The sequence below is a fragment of the Desulfofundulus sp. TPOSR genome, assembly GCF_011393055.1.
Lineage (GTDB): Bacteria > Bacillota > Desulfotomaculia > Desulfotomaculales > Desulfovirgulaceae > Desulfofundulus > Desulfofundulus kuznetsovii.
Genome location: NZ_JAAOEF010000004.1, coordinates 66,302 through 92,929, shown reverse-complemented (window position 1 = coordinate 92,929; position 26,628 = coordinate 66,302). Strand labels below are relative to the sequence as shown.

The 26,628-nt window shown below is 56.0% G+C and carries 24 protein-coding genes and 1 riboswitch; of the genes, 20 read left to right on the top strand and 4 right to left on the bottom strand.

Going from position 1 to position 26,628, the window contains the following annotated elements:
• Positions 1-236 precede the first annotated feature (236 nt).
• The 12 genes from G7K71_RS16190 to G7K71_RS16135 all read left to right on the top strand — a co-directional run bounded on the left by G7K71_RS16190 (position 237) and on the right by G7K71_RS16135 (position 13,073).
• Positions 237-1,400: an iron-containing alcohol dehydrogenase gene (locus G7K71_RS16190; protein ID WP_166348723.1), complete on the top strand. Its 1,164-nt coding sequence runs from the start codon at positions 237-239 to the stop codon at positions 1,398-1,400.
• A 251-nt stretch (positions 1,401-1,651) separates the two neighbouring features.
• Positions 1,652-3,379 carry an aldehyde ferredoxin oxidoreductase family protein gene (locus G7K71_RS16185; protein ID WP_166348720.1) on the top strand — a complete coding sequence of 576 codons (1,728 nt, stop codon included), beginning with the start codon at positions 1,652-1,654 and terminating at the stop codon, positions 3,377-3,379.
• Between the two features lie 68 nt (positions 3,380-3,447).
• The gene (locus G7K71_RS16180; protein WP_166348717.1) at positions 3,448-3,687 is read left to right on the top strand and encodes a MoaD/ThiS family protein; all 240 of its coding nucleotides are present in this window, start codon (positions 3,448-3,450) and stop codon (positions 3,685-3,687) included.
• A gap of 5 nt (positions 3,688-3,692) precedes the next feature.
• Positions 3,693-4,472, top strand: a complete 780-nt coding sequence (locus tag G7K71_RS16175) for a HesA/MoeB/ThiF family protein (protein ID WP_166348714.1) — start codon at positions 3,693-3,695, stop codon at positions 4,470-4,472.
• A gap of 5 nt (positions 4,473-4,477) precedes the next feature.
• On the top strand, positions 4,478-4,759 hold the full coding sequence (locus G7K71_RS16170) for a MoaD/ThiS family protein (protein ID WP_166348711.1): 282 nt from the start codon (positions 4,478-4,480) through the stop codon (positions 4,757-4,759).
• A gap of 112 nt (positions 4,760-4,871) precedes the next feature.
• Complete coding sequence (locus G7K71_RS16165) at positions 4,872-5,117, top strand: hypothetical protein (RefSeq protein WP_166348708.1); 246 nt, start codon at positions 4,872-4,874, stop codon at positions 5,115-5,117.
• A 15-nt stretch (positions 5,118-5,132) separates the two neighbouring features.
• Positions 5,133-7,070 (top strand): aldehyde ferredoxin oxidoreductase family protein, encoded by a 1,938-nt coding sequence (locus tag G7K71_RS16160; RefSeq protein ID WP_166348705.1) that lies wholly within the window; start codon positions 5,133-5,135, stop codon positions 7,068-7,070.
• A 6-nt stretch (positions 7,071-7,076) separates the two neighbouring features.
• Positions 7,077-7,775 (top strand): ABC transporter permease, encoded by a 699-nt coding sequence (locus tag G7K71_RS16155; RefSeq protein WP_166348702.1) that lies wholly within the window; start codon positions 7,077-7,079, stop codon positions 7,773-7,775.
• A 75-nt stretch (positions 7,776-7,850) separates the two neighbouring features.
• Positions 7,851-9,083, top strand: a complete 1,233-nt coding sequence (gene glp / locus G7K71_RS16150; protein WP_166348699.1) for a gephyrin-like molybdotransferase Glp — start codon at positions 7,851-7,853, stop codon at positions 9,081-9,083.
• 12 nt (positions 9,084-9,095) lie between these two features.
• The gene (locus tag G7K71_RS16145; protein ID WP_243175068.1) at positions 9,096-11,033 is read left to right on the top strand and encodes a molybdopterin biosynthesis protein; all 1,938 of its coding nucleotides are present in this window, start codon (positions 9,096-9,098) and stop codon (positions 11,031-11,033) included.
• Positions 11,034-11,122: 89 nt separating this feature from the next.
• A complete protein-coding gene (gene larB / locus G7K71_RS16140; RefSeq protein ID WP_166348693.1) occupies positions 11,123-11,884 on the top strand; it encodes a nickel pincer cofactor biosynthesis protein LarB in 762 nt (253 codons plus the stop codon).
• A 106-nt stretch (positions 11,885-11,990) separates the two neighbouring features.
• Positions 11,991-13,073 (top strand): ATP/GTP-binding protein, encoded by a 1,083-nt coding sequence (locus G7K71_RS16135; RefSeq protein ID WP_166348690.1) that lies wholly within the window; start codon positions 11,991-11,993, stop codon positions 13,071-13,073.
• 279 nt (positions 13,074-13,352) lie between these two features.
• Here the strand turns inward: G7K71_RS16135 and G7K71_RS16130 are convergent, their stop codons facing one another.
• The 4 genes from G7K71_RS16130 to G7K71_RS20295 all read right to left on the bottom strand — a co-directional run bounded on the left by G7K71_RS16130 (position 13,353) and on the right by G7K71_RS20295 (position 16,197).
• Positions 13,353-14,099: an ABC transporter ATP-binding protein gene (locus G7K71_RS16130; protein ID WP_166348687.1), complete on the bottom strand. Its 747-nt coding sequence runs from the start codon at positions 14,097-14,099 to the stop codon at positions 13,353-13,355.
• Positions 14,100-14,215: 116 nt separating this feature from the next.
• A complete protein-coding gene (locus tag G7K71_RS16125) occupies positions 14,216-15,109 on the bottom strand; it encodes a substrate-binding domain-containing protein (protein WP_166348684.1) in 894 nt (297 codons plus the stop codon).
• 333 nt (positions 15,110-15,442) lie between these two features.
• Positions 15,443-15,561, bottom strand: a riboswitch (molybdenum cofactor riboswitch).
• Between the two features lie 171 nt (positions 15,562-15,732).
• Positions 15,733-16,002 (bottom strand): DUF2442 domain-containing protein, encoded by a 270-nt coding sequence (locus G7K71_RS16120; RefSeq protein ID WP_207713011.1) that lies wholly within the window; start codon positions 16,000-16,002, stop codon positions 15,733-15,735.
• A gap of 45 nt (positions 16,003-16,047) precedes the next feature.
• Positions 16,048-16,197 (bottom strand): DUF4160 domain-containing protein, encoded by a 150-nt coding sequence (locus G7K71_RS20295; protein ID WP_207713010.1) that lies wholly within the window; start codon positions 16,195-16,197, stop codon positions 16,048-16,050.
• 617 nt (positions 16,198-16,814) lie between these two features.
• Between G7K71_RS20295 and nuoE the strand changes: the two genes are divergently transcribed.
• The 8 genes from nuoE to G7K71_RS16075 all read left to right on the top strand — a co-directional run bounded on the left by nuoE (position 16,815) and on the right by G7K71_RS16075 (position 26,548).
• Complete coding sequence (gene nuoE / locus G7K71_RS16110; protein ID WP_166348681.1) at positions 16,815-17,309, top strand: NADH-quinone oxidoreductase subunit NuoE; 495 nt, start codon at positions 16,815-16,817, stop codon at positions 17,307-17,309.
• A gap of 14 nt (positions 17,310-17,323) precedes the next feature.
• On the top strand, positions 17,324-18,970 hold the full coding sequence (gene nuoF / locus G7K71_RS16105) for an NADH-quinone oxidoreductase subunit NuoF (RefSeq protein ID WP_166348678.1): 1,647 nt from the start codon (positions 17,324-17,326) through the stop codon (positions 18,968-18,970).
• A gap of 16 nt (positions 18,971-18,986) precedes the next feature.
• Positions 18,987-20,711, top strand: a complete 1,725-nt coding sequence (locus tag G7K71_RS16100; protein WP_166348675.1) for an NADH-dependent [FeFe] hydrogenase, group A6 — start codon at positions 18,987-18,989, stop codon at positions 20,709-20,711.
• 13 nt (positions 20,712-20,724) lie between these two features.
• Positions 20,725-21,168: a universal stress protein gene (locus G7K71_RS16095; RefSeq protein ID WP_013823946.1), complete on the top strand. Its 444-nt coding sequence runs from the start codon at positions 20,725-20,727 to the stop codon at positions 21,166-21,168.
• Between the two features lie 314 nt (positions 21,169-21,482).
• Entirely contained in the window at positions 21,483-23,213 is a 1,731-nt protein-coding gene (locus G7K71_RS16090) for a [Fe-Fe] hydrogenase large subunit C-terminal domain-containing protein (RefSeq protein WP_166348672.1), read from the top strand.
• Between the two features lie 36 nt (positions 23,214-23,249).
• Positions 23,250-24,398, top strand: coding sequence for a SpoIIE family protein phosphatase (locus G7K71_RS16085; protein WP_166348669.1), 1,149 nt, complete (start codon positions 23,250-23,252; stop codon positions 24,396-24,398).
• Positions 24,399-24,534: 136 nt separating this feature from the next.
• Entirely contained in the window at positions 24,535-26,163 is a 1,629-nt protein-coding gene (locus G7K71_RS16080; RefSeq protein WP_166348666.1) for a long-chain fatty acid--CoA ligase, read from the top strand.
• A gap of 91 nt (positions 26,164-26,254) precedes the next feature.
• Positions 26,255-26,548, top strand: coding sequence for a 4Fe-4S binding protein (locus G7K71_RS16075; RefSeq protein ID WP_243175065.1), 294 nt, complete (start codon positions 26,255-26,257; stop codon positions 26,546-26,548).
• Positions 26,549-26,628: the final 80 nt, after the last annotated feature.

Sequence of the window (26,628 nt, the reverse complement as noted above, 5' to 3'; positions counted from 1 at the left end):
TTCGCTTCAAAATTACTAAATTGAAACTCCCCGCTCCAAATTGGCTGAGCTTTTGTCCCGTAATGGAACGCTGTCAACACAGGGTTGCCTTAAGCGTAGCGAATTTTAAGATTTTTATCTCTGGCATGAATATTGCCTTACTTTAAATAATCGAAAAATAAAAATTCTTGCAGGGAGAGGGATAAATATGATTGTTTATTCCTCTCTAGAACACTAAGTACAGGGAGGCGGTTTTAATGGCATTGGGTGAACAGGTTTACGGGTATTACATCCCTACGGTGAACCTCATGGGTATTGGGGCTCACAAAAAGGTCGGCGAACAGGTGAAAATTCTCGGCGGCAGGAGGGCGCTCATTGTTACGGATGCCTACCTGGCCAAGTCCGGTATGGCCGACCAGATTAAGGCGCAGGTGGAAGAGGCCGGCGCCGAGGCCGTTATCTTTGCCGGGGCCGAGCCCAATCCCACCGACATCAACGTTCATGACGGCTTAAAAGTGTTCCAGGAAAACCGGTGCGACATGATCATCTCCCTGGGCGGCGGCAGTTCCCACGATTGCGCCAAAGGTATCGGCATTGTGGCCACCAACGGGGGCAACATCCGGGATTATGAAGGCGTGGACAAGTCCAGCAAGCCCATGCCCCCCTTCATTGCCGTGAACACCACCGCGGGGACGGCCAGCGAAATGACCCGTTTCTGCATCATTACCGATACTGACCGGAAGGTGAAAATGGCCATCGTGGACTGGCGGGTTACCCCCAACGTGGCCATAAACGACCCCCTGCTCATGGTGGGCATGCCTCCGGCCCTGACGGCTGCAACGGGGATGGATGCTTTAACCCACGCCGTGGAAGCGTATGTTTCGACCATGGCCACCCCGGTTACCGATTCGGCGGCGCTGATGGCCATGAAGTTAATTGCCGGCAACCTGCGCCAGGCCGTGGCCAACGGTCAGAACATGGAAGCCCGGGATAGGATGGCTTATGCCGAGTTCCTGGCCGGCATGGCTTTCAATAACGCCAGCCTGGGTTACGTCCACGCCATGGCCCATCAATTGGGCGGCTTCTATAACCTTCCCCATGGCGTGTGCAACGCCATCCTGCTCCCCCATGTCTGCCGTTTCAACCTGATTGCCTGCCCGCAGCGGTTTGCCGACATTGCGGTGGCTTTAGGCGAAAACATTGAGGGGCTTTCCGTGCGTGAGGCCGCCGAAAAGGCTATTTTCGCCATTCAGAAACTGTCGGAGGATGTGGGTATTCCTTCCGGTCTCGCCGGTCTGGGAGTGAAGGAGGAAGACCTGGCCATCATGGCCGAAAACGCCATGAAAGATGCCTGCAGCCTGACCAACCCGCGCCTGGCCACCCTGGACGATATAATTGACATCTACCGGCAGGCAATGTAAAATGTAATCATTAGCTAATGATAGGAGAGTCAAATCTCTCCTATCATTTTTAGTAAAAGTGTCCTGTTGTGATGCTGGTGCCCTGTAATGGAGCAGGTAGGGCGTATCAAAATGGCGCACTACTTTTATATACGGCGAAGGCATACCGCAGGATTTATGCAGGGTGGCATAAAAATTGTATGAGGCTATATGTATAGATAAAAAATGTATGGCTTAGGAAAAACAAAAAGATCAAAAAGGAGGAAAGAACGGTGTCCAAGTTCCTGCGGGTTAATACGACCACCGGGGAAGTCAAGTTTGAAGAAGTACCGGAAAAGTACATGGCGCTTGGGGGCAGGGCGCTCACGTCCCAGCTGGTTTTAGATGAGGTGCCGCCCACCTGTGATCCTCTCGGTCCCTACAACAAGCTGGTCATTGCCCCGGGATTGCTCTCCGGCACCAACGCACCGTCATCGGGACGGCTGTCGGTGGGAGGAAAGAGCCCCCTCACCGGAGGAATTAAGGAAGCCAATGCCGGCGGTATTGCCTCTCAGAAGCTGGCCAACCTGGGCATCAAGGCCATCATTCTTGAGGGTAAGCCCGCAGGCAGCGATTGGTACCTGCTCAAGGTCACTCCCGGTGGTGCGGAGTTGCTGCCCGCCAGCGATCTGGCCGGCAAGGGTACCTACGAGGTTACGGCCATCTGCCGGGAGCGGTACGGTAATAAGGTTGCCGTGATTACCATTGGTCCTGCCGGCGAAATGCTCATGCCGGCCGCAGGGGTGACCAACAACGACAGTGATGGCAACAGCAGCCGTTATGCCGGTCGGGGTGGCCTGGGGGCGGTAATGGGCTCCAAGAAAATTAAGGCCATCGTCGTGGACAGCCCCACCACCTTTGATGCGCCGGTCAAAGAGCCCGAGCGGTTTAAGGCGGCGGCCAGGAAGTTTGCCCAAATTTTACAAAGCCACCCCGTAACCGGGCAGGGCCTGCCTAACTATGGCACCAACGTGCTCATGAACATCATCAATGAGGCGGGCACCCTCCCCACCAGAAACTTCCGCTTTGGCCGTTTTGACAAAGCTGCTGAGGTCAGCGGGGAGAAGCTGGCCGAGGTGGCCGTTGCCCGCGGCGGAAAGGCCACCCATGCTTGCCACCCCGGTTGCGTCATGCGGTGTTCAAACGTATATCCCATGCCCGACGGTAAGGTATGTGCCCCCATTGAATATGAAACCGCCTGGTGTTTCGGCCCGAACCTGGAAATCGGCGACCTGGATGTAATCGCCAAACTGAACTACATCTGCAACGACGTGGGCCTGGACACCATTGAGACGGGGTGCACCCTGGGTGTGCTCATGGAAGCCGGCGTCATACCCTTTGGCGACGGTGAGGCTGCCATTAAAGCCCTGGAAGAAGTGGCCAGGGGCACGCCTCTGGGGCGGATTATCGGCGGCGGTTCGGCCAACGCCGGCCGGGTTTACGGTGTAACCCGCGTGCCCGCTGTGAAGGGCCAGGGCATCCCCGCCTACGACCCGCGGGCCTGCAAAGGCAACGGCGTTACCTACGCCACCACGCCCATGGGCGCCGACCATACCGCCGGGTATGCCGTTACCGCCAATATTCTAAAGGTAGGCGGGTATGTGGACCCGCTGAAACCCGAGGGGCAGGTGGAGCTTTCCCGGAACCTGCAAATTGCCACCGCGTTCATAGACAGTACCGGATTGTGTCTCTTTGTGGCCTTTGCCGTTCTGGACAACCCCGAGGGAATGCCCACCATTGTGGAATTGCTTAACGCCAGGTACGGCTTCAATTTAACTGTGGATGACGTGCTCAACCTGGGCAAACAGGTATTGAAGGCGGAGAGGGAGTTCAACCTCAAGGCCGGATTCACCAGCGCCGACGACCGGTTGCCGGAGTTCTTCAGCCTGGAAGAACTGCCGCCCCACAACACGGTCTTTGATGTCAGGGAAGAGGGATTGGACCAGGTATTCAACTTCTAATCAGCTGGCCGGCAGGGCACCCCGGGTGGGGTGTCCTGCCGCCTTTCGTAATAACGGGGGTATGTTGTTTGCGGCTGGAAGTGCGAGTTTTCAGCGGACTGGAGAAACATATACCCGGAGCCCGTTTCGGCCAGAGTATCGAGGTGGAGCGTCCGGAAGGAATTACCGTGGCCGGACTTGTGGACAGCCTGGGCATTCCCCGGAGCCAGGTTTTTACGGTCCTGGTCAACGGGCGCCACGCGACCATGGATGCCGTTTTGCAGCCCGGCGACCGTGTCTCCCTGTTCCCGCCGGTAGGTGGGGGATAAGTGAGATGAAGAGGTGTGAGGGAATAGTGAAAGAGCTGACCCGGGAACAACAGAAGCGCTACCAGAGGAACATCCTCCTCCCCGGCGTGGGCATGGAGGGGCAGAAGAAGCTGTTGCGCGGCGGGGTACTGGTGGTGGGGACCGGCGGGTTGGGTTCACCGGTAGCCTACTACCTCGCCGCCGCCGGAGTAGGGCGATTGGGTCTGGTGGATGCCGACGTGGTGGATTTATCCAACCTGCAGCGGCAGATCCTGCACCGCACCGGCGATATCGGCCGGCCCAAGGTGGAATCGGCCAGGGATAAGCTGGTGGCTCTAAACCCGGACGTGCAGGTGGAGGTTTTCCCTGAGCGTTTGAGCGCCGCCAGTGCCGTGTCCTTGATCGAGAGGTATGACATTGTTGTTGACTGCACCGATAATTTTGCCACCCGTTTCCTGCTCAATGAAACCTGCCTGCGCCTGGGGAAACCCTTTATCTACGGCGGTGTGCTGGCCTTTGCCGGGCAGGTGATGACCGTGATGCCGGGGGCGGGTCCCTGCCTGCGCTGTATTTTCCCGCACGAACCGGATCCGCACGTCCCCGGCTGTGCGGAACTGGGGGTCCTGGGGGCCGTGCCGGGTGTTATCGGTACCATCCAGGCCACGGAAGCCATCAAGTACCTCCTGGGGCTTGGCGATTTGCTGGTCGGCCGGTTGCTTACCTATGACGCCCTGTCCATGACCTTTTATGAAGTTTCCATAGATCGGGACTCCGGATGCCCGGCCTGCGGCCAAAAGGCGAGGTGACGGCGATGGCCAGAATAGAACTGCGGGCCTTTGGCCCGTTGATGAAAATTTTTTCCCACCGGGGCTGGCCTTTCCCCCTGCATGTGGAAATCGCTCCCGGTGATACTCCCGGGGCTCTATTGAAGCGTCTGGAAATACCTGAAGAACAGGTGGAAGTGGTCTTTATCAATGGCCGGGTGGAAAAAATGAGCCATCCTCTGCAAGACGGCGACCGGGTGGCTTTCGTCCCGCCGGGGATACCGTCCATTCACAGGGTCATGCTGGGGTTTTACGGGAAAAAGGCATAGTTCAAGTTCCTTTGTACAACACCTTCACGGTGTTTTTTATTTACGCACGGCAGGTTACCGGGGGCTGGCCGTAGAAATTTTTAATTAACGTTTATTTTCGGGGGGTACGTTCATGGCCAAGGAACTGGCGGTCAACCCCGGCAAGTGTATCGGCTGTTGCACCTGTGCCCTGACCTGTGCCATTACCCACCATGGGGAGTTTGACCTCACCAAAGCCTTTATCTGCATTACGAGGCATGAGTTTGACGGGACATTTGCGATTACCTTTTCATCCTGTTGCCGCGGCTGCAAAAAATGTGCCCTGGCCTGCCCCGCGGGAGCCCTGCGGGTGGTTGAAGCAGCCGGGGCGGCGGAATAGAGAGGGGGTAAATGCGTGTACGGTTACAGCGGCAAAATCCTGGATATCGACCTCACTGCCGGCAAAATAAAGGAACGCCCGGTGGAGCAGGATTGGGCCGGGGAGTATTTAAGCGGCCTGGGATTTAACGCCCGCCTGCTGTATGAAGAGATTCCCGCCGGTGCCGACCCCCTCGGCCCGGAGAATGTCCTTGCCTTTAATGTGGGAGTGCTGGTAGGGACGACGGTGCCCACCGCGTCCCGCACCGAAGCTTCCGCCCTCTCGCCCGCCACCGGCTTGTTTGGCACGGCCAACTCCGGCAACTTCTGGGGGAGCGAGCTCAAGTTTGCCGGATTTGACGGGGTGATCATCCGGGGAAAGGCTGCCTCGCCGGTTTATGTATGGATCTGTGACGGCCAGGCAACAATTTTACCGGCGGGCCACCTCTGGGGGCGGGATGCCTGGGAGACGGTGCGCCGGATCCGCCGGGAACTGGGCGATGACGCCATCCAGGTGGCGGCCATTGGTCAGGCCGGCGAAAACCTGGTCCGCTTTGCCAGCATAGAAAACGGCCCCTTTGATGCCTGGGCCCGCACGGGGCTGGGTGCGGTAATGGGCAGCAAAAACCTGAAGGCCGTAGCGGTGCGCGGCCGGGGTGCAGTGCGGGTGGCTCGCCGGAAGGAGTTCCTGCAGGCGGTGGATGACACCCGTAAAGCCATCTTTTCCTCCCCCTTTTACGATTCTTTTTGCCGCTTCGGCACCATGCTGGCCAGCCTGCCCTACCAGGAGTTCGGGGCCCTGCCGGGGCGCAATTACCAGCGCGGTGCCATTGACGGCTGGGTGGAAACCCGCAGCCGCAAGGTCCTGCCCAGGTACAGTACCCGCGGGGTGGCCTGTATGGCCTGCCCCATTGCCTGCGCCCACTGGGTGGAAGTGAAGGAAGGCCCCTACGCCGGCCTGAGACTTAAAGATCTGGAAGTTACACCGGTGATCGGCTTTGGAGCCGGGTGTGATATCAACAACCTGCCGGCCATCGCCATGCTTACCGAAACCTGCCAGCGCCTGGGCATGGATATGGTTTCCGCGGCGGCGGTGGTGGCCTTCGCCATGGAGTTGTACGAAAAGGGGCTGATCGGCGAAAGGGATCTGGGCTTCTCCCTCAACTGGGGCGATGAACGGGCTACCATTTCCCTGCTCGACATGATTGCCCACCGCCGGGGTATGGGGGATGTGCTGGCCGAAGGCGTCAGGAGGGCAGCGCGGCATTTCCCCGGAGCATCAAGATATGCCGTGGAAGTCAAGGGGCTGGAGTGTTTCCTTTTAGATCCCCGGGCCCGCTGGTCCACCTGGACGCTGGGGTATATTACCAGCGTGCGGGGCGGAGACCACCTGCGCACCCGGAACCCGGTGGAAAATCTCCGTTACAACGAAAACCCCGTCCCCTACCTTACGGAGAAGTTTGGTTTCCCGGAGGAGATGTACGATCGTCTGGATATGCCGGACGAGTTGAAAAAAGAGATTTTTGATCCGGTTACCCGGGATGTAAACATACCCAAAATGTCCAGGTGGGCGGAGGATCTCATTGCCGTTTACAACGCCCTGGGCATGTGCATCCGCCCGCCCGTACTGCATACCGTAGGTCCCACCCTTTTTGCCCGCCTGTATGCCAGCTTGACCGGCATTGATATTACACCGGCGGAAGTGATCAGGGCGGGGGAACGCATCTGGAACCTCCAGAAGCTGTTTAACCTGCGCCACGGTGAAAAACCGGGTGATGCGGATTACCCCTCCCGTTTTTACGATGAGCCGGTGACGGTTGGTCCCGCCGCCGGGCGCAGGCTGGACCGGGAAAAGGTGCGGGAGGTTTTGAGGGAATATTACCTGGCCCGGGGGTGGGAACCGGATACGGGCGTACCCGGTGCGGCAAAGCTGGCGGAGCTGAATTTACAATCCTACACCCACCAAAGGAGTTGAAGGAGTTTGGAAATCTTCTGGCAGGGTCTTGTGGAGGCCGTTCGTTTGCTGGCGACAGGCGATCCCGAAGTTCTGGATATTACCTTACGCACTTTAAAAATCTCCGGTTTGGCCACACTGATCAGTGTGCTCATTGGCGTTCCCCTGGGGACCCTTCTGGCCCTGACCAATTTCCCCGGCCGCCGCTTCCTGGTCAGTGTGGTTAACTTCGGCATGGGCCTGCCGCCGGTGGTGGTGGGACTGGCGGTCTGGCTTACCTTTACCCGGTACGGGCCCCTGGGTTTCCTCGACCTCCTTTACACCCCTGCGGCCATGGTGGTAGCCCAGGCCATTATTGCTTCCCCTATTGTGGCCGGCTTTACCGTGGCCGCCATGCAGTCTTTAAACCCGAAGATTCCCCTGCAGATCCTGGCCCTGGGGGCTTCCCGGTGTCAATTGCTGTGGCTTCTGGTGCGGGAGGCCCGGCTGGGCCTGCTGGCCGCGTTGATGGCCGGGTTTGGCGGCGTAATTTCCGAGGTGGGCGCCTCCATGATGGTCGGCGGCAACATTGCCGGAAGCACCCGGGTGCTTACGACGGCCACGGTACTGGCAGTGGGCCAGGGCAAGTATGAGCTGGCCACCGCCTTAAGCATCATTTTGCTGCTCCTGGCCTACGGCATTACCGCCTTTTTAACCATGGCCCAGCAGCGCGGCAGCCATGCTTAAAGATCGGAGTGATGAGGGCGGCGGGGGCGACCGCCGCCCTGACAGCGTTGCTATATTTTAAGGAGAGAAAAGTGGATGAAGGAATTATTTCAGGCAGTTACCATTAAAGAGGCGCGGGAAATAGTTTTAAATCATGTATCATTTCCCCGGGATGGGGAGAAAGTTTCATTGTTGTCCGCCCTCGACCGTTGTCTTTTGCACGATGTGGTGGCCGTTGACGATGTGCCCGGCTTTGACCGCTCCACCATGGACGGTTTTGCCGTGCGGGCAAGGGATACCTTTGGCGCCTCCGAGGGCCTGCCCGCCTACCTGGAGGTGGCGGGGGAAGTCCTGATGGGCGCAGCGCCGGAAGGGGAGTTAAAGCCGGGCCAGGCCTGGCGCATTGCCACCGGCGGCATGCTGCCCGCGGGCGCCGACGCGGTGGTGATGGTGGAGCATACCGAGGAGCTGGATGAAAAGACCATTGGCGTTACCAGGCCGGTGGCTCCCGGGGAAAACGTCGTCCGCCGGGGTGAGGATGTCCAGGCCGGGAGCGTGGTGTTGCCGGCGGGGCACCGCCTGCGGCCGCAGGACCTGGGGATGCTGGCCGCGGCCGGGGTTGTTGCGGTGGAAGTAAGACGCCCCTTAAGGGTGGGTATCATCTCCACCGGCGATGAAGTGGTCTCCCCGGAAGAAAAGCCGGCTCCGGGCCAGGTGCGGGACATCAACTCCTATACCCTTTACGGCGCGGTGGCCAGTTGTGGCGGCGAGCCCCGCCTGTACGGCATTGTCCGGGACGACTTTCACCAGCTGCAGGAACGGCTGGCCCGGGCCCTTTCGGAAAACGATATGGTCTTGCTCTCCGGGGGTAGTTCGGTGGGCACCCGGGACGTGGCGGCCCGGGTGATTGACTCCCTGGGCCGGCCGGGGGTTTTGTTTCACGGCATATCCCTGAAACCCGGCAAACCCTCCGTGGGGGCGGTGGTTAACGGCAAACCGGTCTTCGGCCTGCCCGGCCATCCTGCCTCGGCCCTGGTGGTCTTTGAGCTGCTGGTGGCTCCTTTGATTAGATCTTACAGTTACCCCCGGGAAGGTTTCTGGGAATTTCCCCTGAGGGCGCGGATAACCCGCAATTTGCGTTCCGCCGCCGGGCGGGAGGATTTCGTGCGGGTGAAACTGCGTTTGCAGGACGGGGAGCTTCACGCGGAGCCCGTGCTGGGCAAATCGGGCCTGATTACTACTATGGTTCGTGCCGACGGGCTGGCCCGCATCCCGGCGGGTAAAGAAGGTGTAGAAGCAGGCGAATGGGTGGAGGTCAAACTTTTTTGAGGAGTGATGGCGTTGTCTAAAGTTACGGGCAAACGGGACGTTTATCTGGACGACCGGCCCTGGGAAGAAGCCCTGGAAGAATACATGGCTTACCTTGAGCAAAAGGGGGCACTCAATCCCGGGCTGCCCGAGGTTGTGGCGGTGGAGGAAGCCCGGGGTCGGGTGACGGCGGCTCCCGTTTATGCACGGGTGTCTTCGCCCCACTACCACGCGGCGGCCATGGACGGCTATGCGGTGAAGGCTGCCCTGACCTTTGGTGCTTCCGAAACTGCTCCCAGGCAGCTGGCAGTTGGCAGCGAGGCCATCATGGTCGATACGGGTGATCCCCTCCCCGAAGGGTGCGATGCGGTGATCATGGTGGAGGACGTGCATTTTGTGTCCCCGGAAGTCCTGGAGATCACCCAGCCGGTTTACCCCTGGCAGCACGTGCGGCCCATTGGGGAAGATATCGTTGCTACGGAAATGATCGTTCCCGCCAATCACCGGGTGCGCCCGGTGGACATCGGGGGGCTCCTGGCCGGCGGGGTAACGGAAATTTCCGTCCACCCCCGGCCGCGGGTGGCCATTTTGCCCACCGGTACGGAACTGGTGGAGCCGGGCCGGGAGCTGAGGCCCGGGGATATTATCGACTATAACAGCCGGATGCTGGCAGGCCTGGTGAGCGAGTGGGGGGGCGATCCGGTCCGCAAAAAAATCACCGCCGATGATTTTGAGGCCCTGCGCCAGTCCCTGCTGGAAGCCCTGCAGGAATCCGATGTGGTGCTCATCAATGCCGGCTCTTCGGCCGGCAGCGAGGATTACACGGCGGAAGTAATCAGAAGTCTGGGCCGGGTGCTGGTGCACGGTGTGGCCACCAGGCCGGGGAAACCGGTGATCCTGGGGGAAGTGGACGGGCGGCCGGTGATCGGGGTGCCCGGTTACCCCGTATCGGCCTACCTGTGTGCCGATTTGTTTGTTAAACCAATCATATACAAAAAGCTTGGTTCCGTCCCGCCAGCCCGCCGGAAAATTGAAGCCACCGTTTCCCGCAAGCTGGTCTCCTCCCTGGGAGTAGAGGAGTTTGTACGAGTCAAACTGGGACAGGTGGGGGACAAGATCATTGCCACACCAATATCCCGGGGAGCGGGCATTGTTATGTCCCTGATCCGGGCCGACGGGATTGTGCGGGTGCCCCGGCTTTCCGAGGGTTACGGTGCGGGCCAGGCGGTGCCGGTGGAGCTCCTGCGTCCCCTGGAGGAGATCAAGGAAACCACCGTCATCATCGGCAGCCACGATATCGCCCTGGACGTCCTGGCCAATTACCTGCGCCGCCTTTACCCCCAGGCCAGCCTGTCCAGCGCCCATGTGGGCAGCCTGGCCGGTTTGAACGCCTTGAAAAGGGGAGAGGCCCACTGTGCCGGCACGCACCTTTTGGATGAGGAAACGGGGGAGTACAACGTTTCCTATATCCAGCGGCTGCTGCCGGACAGGGGAGTAGTGCTGGTCAACCTGGTCTACCGGGAGCAGGGGCTGATTGTGGCCAAAGGCAATCCCAAAGGGATCAGGGGGCTGGAAGACCTGGCCCGGCCCGACGTCACCTTTGTGAACCGGCAGCGGGGGGCGGGTACCCGGGTTTTGCTGGATTACCACTTGAAACAGCTGGGGATCAGCCCGGCCCAAATAAACGGTTACGAGCGGGAGGAATACACCCACATGGCCGTGGCGGCGGCCGTGGCCGGCGGGGTGGACGCGGGGCTGGGCATCCGGGCCGCCGCGGTGGCCCTGGGGCTCGACTTCATACCCCTGGCCGAGGAGCGTTACGACCTCTGCATCCCCCGGGAATACTGGGATACACCTTACATCCAGCGTTTGTTGGCCGTGATGAGCCAGCCGGACTTCCGCAAAGAGGTACAGGCCCTGGGCGGCTACGACCTGCGGGACTGCGGCAAGGTCATGTGGGAACAGAAGTAAGAGGCAATCTTGATACGACCATGTTCCAGGGATATAATTCCGGGCCGGTATCCATATTTATCCGGCCTTCTTTCAGGGGAGAAGGATGAATGACTAAAGATGAATTACGTCTATTGCTGGAAGATGTGCGCCACGGCCGCCTGGAAGTGGATGCGGCTTTAGACAGGCTCAAGACCCTGCCCTACGAAGACCTGGGGTTTGCCAAGGTGGATCACCACCGGGCCCTGCGCAAGGGTTTCCCGGAAGTGGTTTTCTGCCAGGGCAAAACCACGGAACAAGTAGTGGAGATTGTGCAGAGGCTTTGCGGGAACAACCGGACCGTTCTGGCCACCCGGGCCGCCCGGGAGGTATACGAAGCAGTACGGGCCGTTTTCAGCGACGCCGTTTATTCGGAACTGGCGCGCACTATTGTGGTGTACCGCGGGGAGCGCCCGCAGCCAAAGGGTAAAGTGCTGGTGATGTCGGCGGGGACCGCTGATCTCCCGGTGGCCGAGGAAGCAGCCGTGACCGCCGAAGTGATGGGCAACCACGTGCGCCGCTGCTACGACGTAGGAGTGGCGGGCATCCATCGTCTGCTGGACAAACTGGAGATGATCCGGTGGGCGCAGGTAATCATTGTGGTGGCGGGAATGGAGGGAGCCCTGGCCAGCGTGGTGGCCGGGCTGGCGGAGCAGCCGGTCATCGCCGTGCCCACCAGCGTCGGTTACGGGGCCAGTTTTCACGGCCTGGCCGCCCTTCTCACCATGCTGAACAGCTGCGCTTCCGGTATTGGCGTGGTAAATATCGATAACGGTTTTGGTGCCGCCGCCCTGGCCAGCGCCATCACCCGCATGATTACGGGGCCGGAATAAGGATCTTTTCTAAAGAAACGGAGCATATCTATTACAAAAAGGATACCAGGAAAGCGGAGGCGCAGGACGGCAACAGTAAAGGAAATCGATACTATGGGAGGACTTTATGATGTATCTTTCATTTAAAGTCTCTAACTTTCGGTGTTTCCAAGAGCTGATTATCGAAAAATTAGCTCCCGTCAACCTGATTGCAGGGATGAATAACGTCGGCAAAACAGCCCTTTTGGAGGCTCTATTCCTGCACTGTGGAGCATATAACCCCGAGCTGGTCCTGCGCATCAGTACGTTTCGAGGTATCGAGCCGTCTTTTAAGATCGAATCAGGAAGAACCGCAGAAACACCATGGGATTCCCTTTTTACCGGCTTTGATCCGGCAAAGGAAATAGAACTAACAGGGAAAAGCAAAACTGCGGGTTACCGCACCCTCAGGTTGAGGATACTCCGTGAACCCCTGGAAAATCCGGGAGTTAGCTTATTTATACACTCAAATCAGGGGAAACCTGCTGAACCGTTGCTGTCCACCGACACTGATCTTGTGCTTGAGCTGGAATACAATGAGGCACAGCGAAAGGGTAAGCACTATCTGGTTGTGGGGCCGAAAGGAATTCAGGTCCAGCCTTTTCCTCCGCCTCCGCCGCCCATCCCGGCTGTCTTCCTGGCTGCACGCGGCCGGATTTCTCCTGCTGAAGATGCCGAGCGTTTTGGAAGACTGGAGATCACTGGTAAGCAGGATGTACTTTTAAAAGTCTTAAAAACGGTTGAGCCACGGCTGCGCCGCCTGAGCGTGGTGGTTGCCGGGGGGGTACCAATGATCTACGGCGATCTCGGCCATGGCCGTCTCATTCCCCTGCCGGTTATGGGAGAAGGAATGGTACGTTTGGCCAGTCTGGTGCTGGCGATTGCCAATACTGGAAAAGGTGTGGTGCTTGTAGATGAAATCGAGAACGGGCTTCACCACTCCGTTTTATATAAAGTGTGGCGGGTCATTGGGGAAGCAGCACGGACGTTTAATACCCAAATTTTTGCCACCACCCATAGTCTTGAGTGTATTAGGGCTGCCCACAGGGCGTTTAGGGATAGCGGGCACTATGATTTTTGTCTGTACCGGCTGGAAACCCTGGGAAAAAGTACCCGGGTAATTGCCTACGACCAGGAAACGCTGGAAGCGGCCATGGAGACGGACCTGTAGGTGCAATAGTGAGCATCAAATGCCTGCAGAATATGAGCCTTTCTTTACCACGGCAGATTTCGAAAGCAATGCTGCAGGTTTTTTTAGCTTCCCGTCCCGAGGTTGGGAAACGTTTGGGTGAAGCGGCCCTGGCAGGATACTTCTCTTTGTCCAGTGATGCCTTCGGGCAGTTAAGAGAATTTCTTAGACGTATGTCTGTTTAACAACTGTTTAATGTGTTTGGCCGCCGCCCGGGGGCAAGGTTGCCGGTGAATGGTCCGGGCCGGCTTGTGTTTTGCTTTACCCCGCCGTGTCGCTTTCAAAAACCCGGTAAAGGGAGGTAATGTAGTTCTCCCGCCGGGGCTTTACTTTAAATATTTCCTCGAAGGTGCCTGTTTTGACGAGGCGGCCGTTTTTGAGCACGGCCACCCGGTCGGTGAGATAGGGCACCTCCGAAAAATCATGGGTTACAAAAATAGCAGCAATCCCCGTATCTTTTAAAAGCCTGTCCAGTTCATTGAGCAGGGACAGGCGGGTGGGGAAGTCCAGGGCGGAAAAGGGTTCGTCCAGGAACAAAACATTCGGTTCCAGGGCAAAGGCCCTGGCCAGGCTGACCCTCTGGGCTTCTCCCCCCGAGAGCTGGTGGGAACGGCGTCCGGCCAGGTGGGCGATGCCCAGCAGTTCGAGCCAGCGGTCCACCCTTTTTTTTATTTCCTGCCGGGGAACTCCCCGCAGCTTCAGTCCTGTGGCCACATTCTCATAGACCGTCGTATTTAAAAGAAGCGGTTCCTGGAATACCACGGCCATGCGCCGGCGAATGGCCAGGGCGATCCGGGGGGTGGCCGGTACGCCCCGGAATTCCACGGTTCCGCGGGTTGGTTTTAATAAAAGGGCCATTACCTGCAACAGGGTACTTTTGCCGGCTCCATTTGGCCCGATCAGGGCGATGGTTTCCCTCTCGTGAAGGGCAAAATGATCGATATTTAAAATTTCCCGGTTTCCCCGCTTGAACTGTAGATTGTGCACTTCTAAGATGGTGTTGTTCACTGGATAATCCCCACTTCTAAGATCTGCTCCATACTTAATTAACGCAAAGCTTAAGGAGCCCGCCCTGCATTTATGGCTAAAAGGTTTAAGGCAGGGGGGGCGGTTTCATTTCTATCCTACTTCCCCAGTTCTTCTTCCTTTTTACCGGCATCGGGGAAGAACAGCGGCTGGCCGTACTTGTCCACCCCGAACTTACCGATAATCTGCTGGGTTTCAGGTGAAACCATGAAGTCCACAAAGGCTTTGGCACCTTCGGCATTGACCTTGCTGAACTTTTCCGGGTTGACCTGCATCACGTGATAGATATTGAGCAGGGTTTTATCTCCCTCGTATAAAATTTTCAACTTCAGGTGTTTCTGGTTGGCCAGGTAGGTGGCCCGGTCGCTGAGGGTATAGCCTCCCTTTTCCGAGGCAATGTTCAGAGTATTGCCCATGCCCGTGCCGGCTTCCTGGTACCATTTGCCGCCGGGGGTAATGCCGGCTTCTTTCCAGATGTCTTTTTCTTTCTTGTGGGTGCCCGATTCATCCCCGCGGGAAACAAAGGTGCTCCGGGTTTGGGCGATTTTTTTAAAGGCTTCCACAGTGTTTTGGGCCGACTTGACTCCGGCCGGGTCGTTTTCCGGACCGACCACGATAAAGTCGTTGTGCATTACCAGCCGGTAGTTGATGCCCACGCCGCTGTCCACCAGTTCCTTTTCCGCTTTGGGGGCGTGCACCAGCAGCACGTCCGCTTCACCTTTTTTACCCATTTCCAGGGCCTGGCCCGTACCCACGGCAATGGTTTTCACCTTATAACCGGTTTTCTTTTCAAATTCCGGAATAAGCACATCCAGAAGGCCGCTGTCCTGGGTGCTGGTGGTGGTGGCCAGAATTACGTCCTGTTTTTGCGGTTTTTCCCGGGCCGGCTGTCCCTGTTTTGCTTCTTCCTGTGCGCTATTGGAAGAGCAGCCCGCAATAAGCACGAGCGCAAGGAGAAGGGTTAATACAGGGGTAAGAACTCGCTTGAACATTGTCGTTCACCTCTTCAGGTATTTGGATTGGATTTGATCAAAAGTAAGTGTTCAGTTAACCCGCTTGTGGCACTGTGTTATCTCGATCACTTATTTGCTCCGCGCCGGCAACAAGTATCAGAGAGCACTTCTCTCACCTCCTGACTGCCTTAAGGACAGGCCATACATAATTGGATTCACGGCCGGCAGGGACCTCAAGGTTTGTTTTAAAGCAAAAAAGCTGTGCTCTGGCGAAAAGGCAGAAGCACAGCCGTTTTCCGGGCGGCCGGGTGGTTATACGTCCGCAGAAAAAAACTGTGTTCTGCGGGAAACAGAACACAGCCTACCCTCTTAAAAGCCTGGCAGTGTTCTCCTTTCCGCACTGGGAGGCACACCAGTTTCCCGGTATACCCTGCCGGCCCGAAAACCATAGCCATGGCCACAGGTAATCGGGCTCGGAGAACGCTAACGCTATTTTTTAACTAAACTATTTCGCCTTGCCCTCCAGAATTTCCTGCTGTATTTTTATTGTCGGAAAAATTTTTTAGCCCTCAATGCGGGGCATGATCTTCCTTCCGTCTTCCCCGGCTCCCTCATCCGGTGGCGGCCGGGTTTGTTTTTACTTGCCTGCGCCACCATCCGTCTTATGTGTATTTTGCCTTTAAAGGAAACCGTTCCGGGTGTTCTATGATCTCAACGGTAAGATCCACGTCTAAATCCGGCCAATAGAAATGCCCCCGATGAAGCTCTTTAACGTTAAGGATTTTCCCAACAGGAGCATCCTTAAACCATGGGAAATCTTTGTAAGCCATGAACAGCTCTTTATCATAGGCCAGAAGCCAAACTCCATTCTTTGAAATATGGGTAATTTCAACTGCCGAAGTGCTTTTCCCGAGCGCTTTTGAACTCATCATAATACACTTCAATTATGCTTTCGATTTCCTTCAACTGAGCCCGTGTTAAATTATGGTTTTCGCCAACTCAATCTCCGGGAGAAGCCAAAACTTTGCTTCTCCGTCGGAACATACAACGTGGACATGCATTCGCGTCTCCTCACGGGAGAAGAAAAAGAAACGATAACCTTTTTCTCTTAAGATCGTTAGGCTCATTTTTTTCCTTTCATATTATGAATGATTACAATTACATCGTATCTACCTTAAACAGCCTTGTCAAGGGAAAGCCGGGCACACGGGCACACGATCGAAGTGTTCGACCAGGCCCGGGTTCCAATCAGGGCCGGTTGTTATCGTTAAAAACATAAGGCATCTCAAACAAATAATCGCCAAGTATTCATTGCATATTAAATATTTTAATAAGTTTAAATATTGGCTATAGAACAATTTTTTAATGTCATGTTGCAATAAAACTTCTTAAGTGTTATTATCAAATTACCATAAATAAAGTTAATAGTAGGTTTTTTGGCAATGGGAATGTGATAACTATCACATAAGATGGAAAAATCGCCCTGCCTCTCATCGCCAGGAACTCAGGATTCACCTTGACGCAAGGCATTTAGACTAACTCCCCCGGAATCCTCCGCTGAATGCATACACCTTGAGAAATGTGAATGTACTCGGGAAGGAGGCGGTGTACGGCAACTATTCAGGGGTTTTTGTGTTTGTGATAGTTATTACCATCACTTATTTGAGGGAGGAAAAGTACCTTGCTGTGTCTTCTGGCGGTGAGAATCTTCCGTGAACCCATTAGTTAAAGGAGGCAAAAGAACATGGAAAAGCAATGCTGTACCTGTGTTCCGGTCAATGAGGAGGAGCTTTATCCCCAGATCGAAGAGTTTATTAATCAACACCGGGGGGATAAAAATGCCCTGATCATGGTACTACACAAGGCCCAGAGTCTTTTGGGCTACCTGCCGCGCAGGGTACAGGAAATGGCGGCAGAAGGACTTAATGTCCCCTTGAGCGAGGTACACGGGGTGGCTACTTTTTACGCCTTCTTTTCCCTTGTGCCTAAAGGCAGGCATGAAATCAGGGTTTGCATGGGTACGGCCTGTTATGTGCGGGGAGGGCAGAGGATCATTGACCATCTGGAGAAGGCCCTTGGAGTCCGGGTGGGCGATACCACGAGGGACAGGAAATTTTCCTTAAACGAGGTGCGCTGTGTGGGAGCCTGCAGCCTGGCGCCGACGGTCTTAATCGACGAGGATGTCTATGCTCAGGTGGATCCTGCCCGGATAAATGAAATTCTGGAAAAATACGAGTAAAGGAGGGGACCAGGATGAATCCATGGCGTGCGCAGGTATTGGTTTGTGCCGGGGCCGGTTGTGTGTCGTGTGGGTGCCGTGCGATTAGGGACGCCTTCAGGCAAAAGGTTGCCAGCCACGGCTTGCAGCAGGAAGTCAAGGTTATCGAGACCGGTTGTATTGGCTCGTGTAACCTGGGTCCGCTGGTGCTGATCAATCCTGAGGGGGTGCTTTACCATAAGGTTGCCCCGCAGGATGTGGAAGAAATTGTGGTGGAGCACTTGTTGAACGGCAGGCTGGTGGGCCGGTTGCTGTATAAAGATCCGTCCACGGGTAAAGCCATTCCGAAGATGGAGGACATGGATTTCTTCAAGTACCAGCAAAAAATTGTCCTGCGCAACTGCGGCCTCATCGATCCCAACAACATCGAAGAATATGTGGCCAGAGACGGCTACCGTGCTCTGTCCACGGTGTTGACCTCCATGACCCGGGAAGAAGTTATTGACGCTGTGATCAGGTCCGGACTCCGGGGGCGGGGAGGTGCGGGATTTCCCACCGGCCTCAAGTGGAAGTTTGCCAGCCAGTCCAGGGAATTTCCCAAGTACGTGGTTTGCAACGCCGACGAGGGGGATCCGGGGGCTTTCATGGACCGCAGTGTCCTGGAAGGGGATCCCCATAGTGTGATTGAAGCTATGGCTATCGCCGGTTATGCCATTGGCGCCAGCCAGGGTTATGTTTACATCAGGGCGGAGTACCCCCTGGCCATCGAGCGTTTGAGCCGGGCCATTGAACAGGCCAGGGAACATAAATACCTGGGCAAAAATATTTTCGGCACCGGTTTTGATTTCGATGTGGAGATCAGGATTGGCGCCGGCGCCTTTGTTTGCGGGGAGGAAACCGCCCTCTTAAACTCCATAGAGGGCAGAAGGGGTGAGCCCCGTCCAAGACCTCCTTTCCCCGCTCAGAAGGGCCTTTTTGGACTTCCCACCCTGATTAATAACGTGGAAACTTTCGCCAATATACCCGTCATCATTTTAAAGGGCGCCGACTGGTTCGCCCGGTTCGGTACGGAAAAAAGCAAGGGCACCAAGGTCTTTGCCCTGGCCGGCAGCGTGATCAATACCGGCCTGGTGGAGGTTCCCATGGGTACTACTTTAAGGGACCTGGTTTATAAGATCGGGGGCGGTATCAAGGACGGCAAGAAGTTCAAAGCCGCCCAGACCGGCGGTCCCTCGGGCGGGTGTATCCCCGCGGAATATCTTGATGTACCCATTGATTATGAATCGCTGGCCAGGATCGGGGCCATTGTGGGGTCGGGCGGGCTGATCATCACCGACGAAGACACCTGCATTGTGGACTTTGCCCGGTTCTTCATGGATTTTACCCAGAGCGAATCCTGTGGTAAATGCCCACCCTGCCGGATCGGTACCAAAAGGATTTTGGAGATCCTTGTCCGCATAACCCAGGGCAGGGGTAAGGAAGACGATATCGACAGGCTGGAGGAACTCTGCGTCAACATCAAGGATGCCGCCCTGTGTGGCCTCGGGCAGACGGCTCCCAACCCGGTGCTGACCACCATCAAGTATTTCCGGGACGAGTACCTGGAGCATATCAGGGATAAGCACTGTCGTGCCGGGGTCTGCAAGAGGCTGAGGAAGCAGCCGGCAGTGAAGATCTCTTAAAGGGGGGTAACACAAGATGGTGACTCTGACCATAGACGGCCTTAAGGTGCAGGCGGAAGAGGGCAGCACCATTCTGGAAGCGGCCAGGAGGGCTAACATTCGTATTCCCACCCTCTGCTACCTGCCGGAAGTGCAGGCCATCGGGGCCTGCCGGGTTTGCCTGGTGGAAATCGAGGGAAACCGCAACCTCCAGCCGGCCTGTGTATTTCCGGTGAGCGAGGGGCTGGTGGTACACACAAATAACGCCCGGGTGAGGAGGGCCAGGAAGTTTTCGGTGGAAATGATTCTTTCCGACCATCCCATGGACGACTGCCTGACCTGCACCCGTAATCAGAGGTGCGAGCTGCAAAAACTGGCCGACGAGCTGGGGATCAGAGAAGTTAAGTTCACCGGCGAGAAGAGCGAAGGGCGCCTCGATAACCTTTCGCCTTCCATTGTGAGAGACCAGAGCAAGTGCATCCTCTGCCGCCGTTGTGTTACCGTTTGCAAGGAAATTCAGGAGGTGGCGGCAATCTCCATTCAGGGCCGGGGGTTTAAAACCCGGGTGGAACCCGCCTTCGGCGAGAGCCTGAACGATGTTGCCTGTGCCCTTTGCGGCCAGTGCATCCTGGTCTGCCCCGTCGGAGCCATCCATGAGAAGGAACATATCGAAGAGGTGTGGCACGCCATCTTTGACCCGTCCAAGTTTGTGGTGGTCCAGGACGCCCCGGCGGTAAGGGCAGCGCTGGGGGAGGAATTCGGCTATCCGCCGGGCACGCTGGTGACCGGGAAAATGCTGGCGGCGGTTCGCCGGCTGGGATTTGACCGGGTGTTCGACACCAACTTTGCGGCCGACCTTACCATCATCGAAGAAGGGCATGAACTGTTAAAAAGAATCAAAGAGGGCGGCGTGCTGCCCATGATTACCAGCTGCAGCCCGGGGTGGGTGAAATTTATCGAACATTTTTACCCGGAACTTTTACCCCACCTGTCCACCTGCAAATCTCCCCACCAAATGCTGGGGGCACTGGTGAAAACCTATTATGCACAAAAGGTGGGGGTGGACCCGAAAGACATGGTGGTGGTCTCGGTCATGCCCTGTACGGCCAAGAAGTTTGAGTGCAACCGGCCCGAGATGAACGGCAGCGGTTACAAGGATGTTGATTACGTGATCACCACCCGGGAACTGGCCAAGATGATTAAACAAGCCGGCATAGATTTTGCGGGCCTCGAAGACGGGTATTATGATGACCCCCTGGGTGAATACAGTGGAGCGGGGACTATTTTCGGCGCCACCGGCGGGGTAATGGAAGCGGCTCTGCGTACCGCCTACGAGCTGATGACCGGGAAAACCCTGGAGTGTTTGGAATTTACTACAGTCAGGGGCCTGGAGGGCATCAAAGAGGCGGTAGTACCGGTGGAAGGGTTGGGCGAGCTGAAGGTGGCTGTGGCCCATGGTCTGGGCAACGCTCGCAAGATTCTGGACCGGATCAAGGACGGCAGTGCGGATTACCACTTTATTGAAATTATGTGCTGTCCCGGTGGGTGCGTCGGTGGCGGCGGGCAGCCCCTCCCGGTGAACGACGAAATCAGGATGCTTCGCGCCCGGGCTCTGTACCAGGAGGATGAGAAGTTAAGGATCCGAAAATCCCACGAAAATCCTTCCATAAAGAAGCTTTACGAGGAGTTTTTGGGTCGCCCCCTGGGAGAGAAATCCCATCAACTACTGCATACACGGTACACGGCCCGGAGAAAGTTTTAAAGGGGGAAAATTCATGTTTAAGAAAATTCTGGTACCCATTGACGGTTCGGATGCTTCCCTTCAGGCGCTGAAAGCTGCGGCCAGAATGGCTGAGAAATTTGGTTCGGAAGTTATGCTCTTTCATGTCATGCAGTTACCGTCACCCATCGAGATGTTTGAAACCTACAGCGGTAAACTGGGTGAAATATATTATCAAATCAAGGACCGGATCGAAAAGTATGGCCGGAAGGTTCTCGAAAGCGGGCTTAAACAGTGTGAAGGCTTTCAGGTGACCTTTAAGGAAAAAGCGGCCTGGGGAGAGCCGGCCAGCGAGATTATCCAGGAAGCGGACGGGGGTGGATACGATCTGATCGTAATCGGCAGCAGGGGCCGGGATGACGTGGAGGAATGGCTTCTGGGCAGCATCAGCCAGAGGGTGGTGCGGCGTGCCAAATGCCCGGTGCTGGTGATCAGGTGAAAGGGTAAGGGGAGGGTCCCGGGGAAAGGTGTTGATGGCCGCAGCCGGGACCGAAATCCAGGACGTGCAGTGCCCGACAGCCGATTAATAATTTGGTGAATTCTTAAAGGGAGTAGTTGCCGGGAATAGTCTTTATTCCCGGCTTTTTTGCGGAAATGCCTTTTTGTCAGGATTTATTGCAGAACAGGGCATTGATGGCTGCCGTTGGTTTGGTGGTTGAGCTCTGGAGATTGATCTATAGGAAGGGTTTCTATTAGAATATAAGCAAGTGACTGTTTTCACAAGATAGTTCCCTGGAGAAAAGGGGTTTTGCTATGGGGCTTATTACCACCAATGAAGCTCAGTGCCGTGACTGTTACCGTTGTCTCAGGGGATGTGCGGTTAAAGCCATCCGTTTTAGTGCCGGGGCCGAGTCGGGGGCCCTGCACGCGCGGGTAATTGACGAACTGTGCGTACAGGATGCCCGTTGCGTACTGTCCTGTCCGCAAAAGGCCAAAAAGGTGGCCCGCGACCTGGATGAGGTACGGCAATTGTTAAAAGAAGGACATCCTCTGGCCGCTACAGTGGCTCCTTCCTTTGTGGCGGCGTTCCCCCTGCAGGATCCGGAGCAGATGCCGGCGCTGTTGAGAAAGCTGGGGTTTGGAAGGGTGCAGGAAACCTCCCTGGGGGCCGAACTGGTGGTTCAGATGCACCGGCGGCTGGGGCTTGATCGCCCCTTGATCAGCAGTGCCTGTCCGGTGGTGGTCAATTTAATCGAGCGGCATTACCCCGCTCTTTTGCCTTTGCTGGCACCGGTGGTATCACCCATGATTGCCCACGGGCGGCTGCTTAAAAAAATATACCCCGGTTACCGGACGGTTTTTATCGGGCCCTGCGTGGCCAAGAAGGCGGAGGCCCGGACGGAGGGGATAAATGACGCCATTGATTATGTACTGGGATTTGACGAACTCTGGGAATGGGTGCAGGAGGAGGGTCTTGATCCCGGGAGCCTGCCCGCAGGTGAATTTGATCCGCCCCGGCCCGGCCGGGCAAGACTTTTCCCTATTGAGGGGGGACTGATCAGTGCCTTGCAGTTTGACCTGCAGAGGGAAGAAAGCTACCTGACCATAACAGGATTACAAAATTGCATTACCTTTTTAAATCATTTATCACACAACAAAATCCCTGGGCCGCCGGCATTGATGGAACTGCTGGCATGCCGGGGCGGCTGTATTGACGGTCCCCTTTCCCTCTGCCGGGCGGAGGATATATACACGCGCCGCGGCAAGGTGAGGGATTATTACCGGTCCCGGTCAAAAGAGGAAACTCCCGGTACCGCCGGAGGGGTGGAATTACCCTCCTCCCTTATGTACAGGGAGTATTTAGACCGCAGTGTTTCCCTACCCCTACCCGATGAGCATGACCTGCGGCAAATTTTGGCCCAGGCGGGAAAGTACCGGCCCGAGGACGAGTTGAACTGCGGCGCCTGCGGTTATGATTCCTGCAGGGACAAGGCCGTCGCCGTCTACCGGGGGCATGCCGAGGTGCAGATGTGCATTCCCTACATGCGCAAGCGGGCCGAGTCCACCTCCAACCTGGTGATGGCGGCCATGCCCAATGCCTTGCTTATCGTGGATTACCAGTTGGTGATCAGGGAAGTCAACCCGGCTGCCGAGCGCTTGTTTAAACGTCAGGCCGGGGAAATGATCGGACTGCGGCTGGATGAATTAATCAACCCGGAAAACTTTTTAAAGGTCATTGAAACCGGGGAAATGATGAGCTGCGTCCATTCCTACCCCGAGCTGGGTATAATTACCAGGGAAATTATTTTCCCGTTGGAAAGGGAAAAATCCGTAGCGGGCATCCTGGTGGACATTACCGCTGAAAGAAGACAGCGCGAGCAGTTCGAGCTTGTGAAGGTACAAACCATCGCCCGGGCCCGGGAAGTAATTAACAAACAAATGAGTGTGGTCCAGGAAATTGCCGGTCTGTTAGGCGAAACCACTGCCGAAACGAAGGTTCTCTTGAGCAAATTGATTGAACTGATGGAGCAGGAATCTTTTTAAACGACACAATTTAAAGCCCGGAAGGGGGCCGGGTCAATGGGTTTTTGCGTGGATATCGGAACCGCCCAACTGGTTAAAAACGGGGAGGAAATATGCGGGGACACTATTGAGGTGGTTCGTACCGCCGGCAGCCATATTGTGGTGGTGGCGGATGGCCTGGGCAGCGGTATAAAAGCCAAAATCCTTTCCGGTCTTACCGCCAAAACAGCGGGTACCATGCTCAAGATGGGTGGACGGATAGTGGACGTGATAGAGACCCTGGCCCTCACGCTGCCCATCTGCAAGGTGAGAAATCTGGCTTACAGCACTTTCACCATCATTCAATTTACCCCTGACGGCCAGGGCTACCTGGTGGAGTATGAAAATCCCCCCTCGTATATTGGCATGAATAACACTTTGTGCAGTGTGGACAGAAAGGAGAGGGTGATTGGCAACAAGCTAATCCGGGAGTGTTATTTCACGGTTGCCGAGAACAGCTGGCTGGTCATTGTTACCGATGGGGTCATCCACGCGGGGGCGGGAAGGACGTTGAGTATGACGTGGGATCAACACAGGTTGGGGGTGTACCTGGCAGCAACGTACTCACCGGCAAGGAGTGCAACGGAGTGGGCTCAGGAAATTGTCCAGCTTTGTTATCGCATTTACGGAGAAAAACCGGCAGATGACGCCAGCGTGGCGGTAATTAATATCCGCAAGCCGCGCCACGTGACCGTTTTAATCGGGCCTCCACGGAACGTGCACGACGATGTGGAGGTGGTGGATAAACTGATCCGGTCAAACGGAATGAAAGTGGTCTGTGGGGGTACCACCGGTAACATCGTGGCCCGGATATTGGGCAGGGAATTGAAAATAGATTATTCTTCCGGAAATGGCGGGGTGCCACCTGCCGGTACCATTGGTGGTATCGATCTGGTTACCGAAGGTGCCGTTACACTGGTCAATGCCATGGAACACCTGCGAAAGAAAACCAGTTTAAAGGAATTACGGGGGAGGGACGGGGCCAGCCGGCTGGCTTCCATCTTGCTCGCCGCGGACAGTGTGCATTTTATTGTGGGTACGGCGGCAAACCCGGTCCTTCCTGAAACGGAAATACCGGCCATATTTGTTTATAAGCAGTATATCATCCGGGATTTGATCCGCATTTTACAGGAAATGGGGAAGAACGTTACGGTGGAATTCTATTAAATTAATATTTCAAATAATATTGTTCAAAGAGGGAAGGACCGTTTAAACAAGTCAAAAAAATTTAAATATAAAGAAGGTTTTTCACTATTTTTGTTGAATGAATAATCATTTATTAAAGTCAGGAGGGAGGATTTCCATGGCCCGGCAAGTTACACTACCCTGGCTGCGCTTTTATGAGGAAGGCGTGCCCCCAACCCTGGAATATCCGGATAAGACCATGCCCGAGTTGCTGGAACGCGCGGCAGTCGATTGGCCTGACCGGACAGCCATCATCTTCGCCGGTGTGGAGATCAACTACCGCACCCTGGCGGGTATGGTACACCGGTTTGCCGCTGCTCTGGCGGATTTGGGCGTCAAAAAGGGTGACCGGGTAGCCCTCATGTCGCCCAACTCCCCCCAGTATGTGGTCGGCTACATGGCCATTCAGAAAATCGGGGCGGTGGTGGTGCAGGTAAACCCCATGTACACCGAGCGGGAACTGGAGCACCTTCTGGTGGATTCAGGGGCCGAAGTAATCATTGCCTATGACGCCCTATATCCTCGCCTTAAATGTCTCCGGGGAGTGACTCCCTTAAAACACGTAATTTTATTTAGCCTGGGCCAGCCGCAGTGCGCGACCGATCCGGATGTCCTGCAGGCGGAAAAAATGATGGCCGGTGCCCCGCCCAGTCCGCCGGTGGTAAAGATCAATCCCGTGGAGGATCTGGCGGTACTGCAATATACCGGCGGCACCACCGGCATACCCAAAGGAGCCATGCTTACCCACCGCAATGTGGTGGCCAACGCCCTTCAGATGGTGGCCTGGTTTGCCGGCTGCCAGTACGGGCAGGAGCGGGTACTTTCGGTGCTTCCCTTTTTCCACGTCTACGGTATGACCGTGGCCATGAATTTTGCGGTGGTTATTGCGGCCACCCAGATCATTTTGCCCCGCTTTGAAATAAACCAGGTTCTTGAGTGTATCAATGCCTACCGGCCCACCCTTTTTCCCGGCGTTCCCACCATGTACGTGGCCTTTAACAACCACCCCGAGGTTAAAAAGTATGACGTACGTTCCATCAAGTATTGCATCAGCGGCTCGGCGCCTTTGCCCGTGGAGGTGGCGGAAAAGTTTGAAGAACTAACCGGCGGTTACCTGGTGGAGGGCTACGGCCTTTCGGAAACCTCCCCGGTGACCCATTGCAACCCCCTGCGGGGAAAACGCAAGGTGGGTAGCATCGGCCTGCCCCTGCCGGATACCCTGTGCAAGATCGTGGACCCGGAAACGGGTGATCGGGAGTTGCCTCCAGGGGAAGCCGGTGAGCTTTGTATCAAGGGACCCCAGGTGATGAAGGGTTACTGGAATATGCCCGGGGAGACGGCCTATGCCCTGAGGGACGGGTGGGTTTATACCGGGGACATAGCAAAGATGGACGAGGAGGGTTATTTCTACATTGTGGACCGTAAAAAGGACATGATCATTGCCGGTGGATATAACATCTATCCCCGGGAGGTTGAAGAGGTTTTATTTGAGCACCCCAAGGTTTTGGAGGCCGTGGTAACCGGGATACCCGACCCCTACCGGGGAGAAACGGTGAAGGCCTTTGTGGTTTTAAAACAGGGAGAGACGGCAACGGAAGAGGAACTGATCCAGTACTGCCGCGGCAAACTGGCGGCCTATAAAGTGCCGCGGCAGGTAGAATTCAGGGACAGCCTGCCCAAGACCATTGTGGGTAAGGTGTTGCGCCGTTACCTGCGGGAGGAGGAACTGGCCAGGCAGAAGAAATAGTGTTCATAAGATTTATTCACCGTGGCAGGGATCGGCTGTCCTTTGTAGAAATTATGAATATATATAATCTTTTGCATGGGAGATGGAGAGGATGACCGAAGCCAAAAAACAACAAAAAGAAGAGGTTATTACTTTAAACGGCGTGCAGCTTGTAATACCGCCGGGGGCCAGAGTAAAAGATGTGGCCGCGGCCGCCGGGGTCGAAATTCCCGCCCTAAAAGTGGACCCGGAAAAATGTAAGGGCTGCCAGATGTGCACTAAAGCCTGTGAAACGGGCGCCATCTCGGGCAACAAAAAGGAGCCCCATTCCATTGACCAGGCCCTGTGTATCCGCTGCGGTGAATGTCTGGCGAAATGCAAGCTGGGAGCCATTGTTCCCGCTTAAAGGTGACATATTAAAACCAGGCCGTGGTGGGGCCTGGTTTTGATCTGCCCGTAAGACGGTCAAAAAGCAAGGGAGGTAAA

What these genes read in the sequence shown, in the direction of transcription:
- G7K71_RS16190 (WP_166348723.1), top strand. Translation starts at nt 237, where the DNA reads ATGGCATTGGGTGAACAGGTTTACGGGTATTACATCCCTACGGTGAAC.
- G7K71_RS16175 (WP_166348714.1), top strand. Translation starts at nt 3,693, where the DNA reads ATGAAGAGGTGTGAGGGAATAGTGAAAGAGCTGACCCGGGAACAACAG.
- G7K71_RS16170 (WP_166348711.1), top strand. Translation starts at nt 4,478, where the DNA reads ATGGCCAGAATAGAACTGCGGGCCTTTGGCCCGTTGATGAAAATTTTT.
- G7K71_RS16165 (WP_166348708.1), top strand. Translation starts at nt 4,872, where the DNA reads ATGGCCAAGGAACTGGCGGTCAACCCCGGCAAGTGTATCGGCTGTTGC.
- glp (WP_166348699.1), top strand. Translation starts at nt 7,851, where the DNA reads ATGAAGGAATTATTTCAGGCAGTTACCATTAAAGAGGCGCGGGAAATA.
- larB (WP_166348693.1), top strand. Translation starts at nt 11,123, where the DNA reads ATGACTAAAGATGAATTACGTCTATTGCTGGAAGATGTGCGCCACGGC.
- G7K71_RS16135 (WP_166348690.1), top strand. Translation starts at nt 11,991, where the DNA reads ATGATGTATCTTTCATTTAAAGTCTCTAACTTTCGGTGTTTCCAAGAG.
- G7K71_RS16125 (WP_166348684.1), bottom strand. Translation starts at nt 15,109, where the DNA reads ATGTTCAAGCGAGTTCTTACCCCTGTATTAACCCTTCTCCTTGCGCTC.
- G7K71_RS16120 (WP_207713011.1), bottom strand. Translation starts at nt 16,002, where the DNA reads ATGATGAGTTCAAAAGCGCTCGGGAAAAGCACTTCGGCAGTTGAAATT.
- G7K71_RS20295 (WP_207713010.1), bottom strand. Translation starts at nt 16,197, where the DNA reads ATGAGCCTAACGATCTTAAGAGAAAAAGGTTATCGTTTCTTTTTCTTC.
- nuoE (WP_166348681.1), top strand. Translation starts at nt 16,815, where the DNA reads ATGGAAAAGCAATGCTGTACCTGTGTTCCGGTCAATGAGGAGGAGCTT.
- nuoF (WP_166348678.1), top strand. Translation starts at nt 17,324, where the DNA reads ATGAATCCATGGCGTGCGCAGGTATTGGTTTGTGCCGGGGCCGGTTGT.
- G7K71_RS16100 (WP_166348675.1), top strand. Translation starts at nt 18,987, where the DNA reads ATGGTGACTCTGACCATAGACGGCCTTAAGGTGCAGGCGGAAGAGGGC.
- G7K71_RS16095 (WP_013823946.1), top strand. Translation starts at nt 20,725, where the DNA reads ATGTTTAAGAAAATTCTGGTACCCATTGACGGTTCGGATGCTTCCCTT.
- G7K71_RS16090 (WP_166348672.1), top strand. Translation starts at nt 21,483, where the DNA reads ATGGGGCTTATTACCACCAATGAAGCTCAGTGCCGTGACTGTTACCGT.
- G7K71_RS16085 (WP_166348669.1), top strand. Translation starts at nt 23,250, where the DNA reads ATGGGTTTTTGCGTGGATATCGGAACCGCCCAACTGGTTAAAAACGGG.
- G7K71_RS16080 (WP_166348666.1), top strand. Translation starts at nt 24,535, where the DNA reads ATGGCCCGGCAAGTTACACTACCCTGGCTGCGCTTTTATGAGGAAGGC.
- G7K71_RS16075 (WP_243175065.1), top strand. Translation starts at nt 26,255, where the DNA reads ATGACCGAAGCCAAAAAACAACAAAAAGAAGAGGTTATTACTTTAAAC.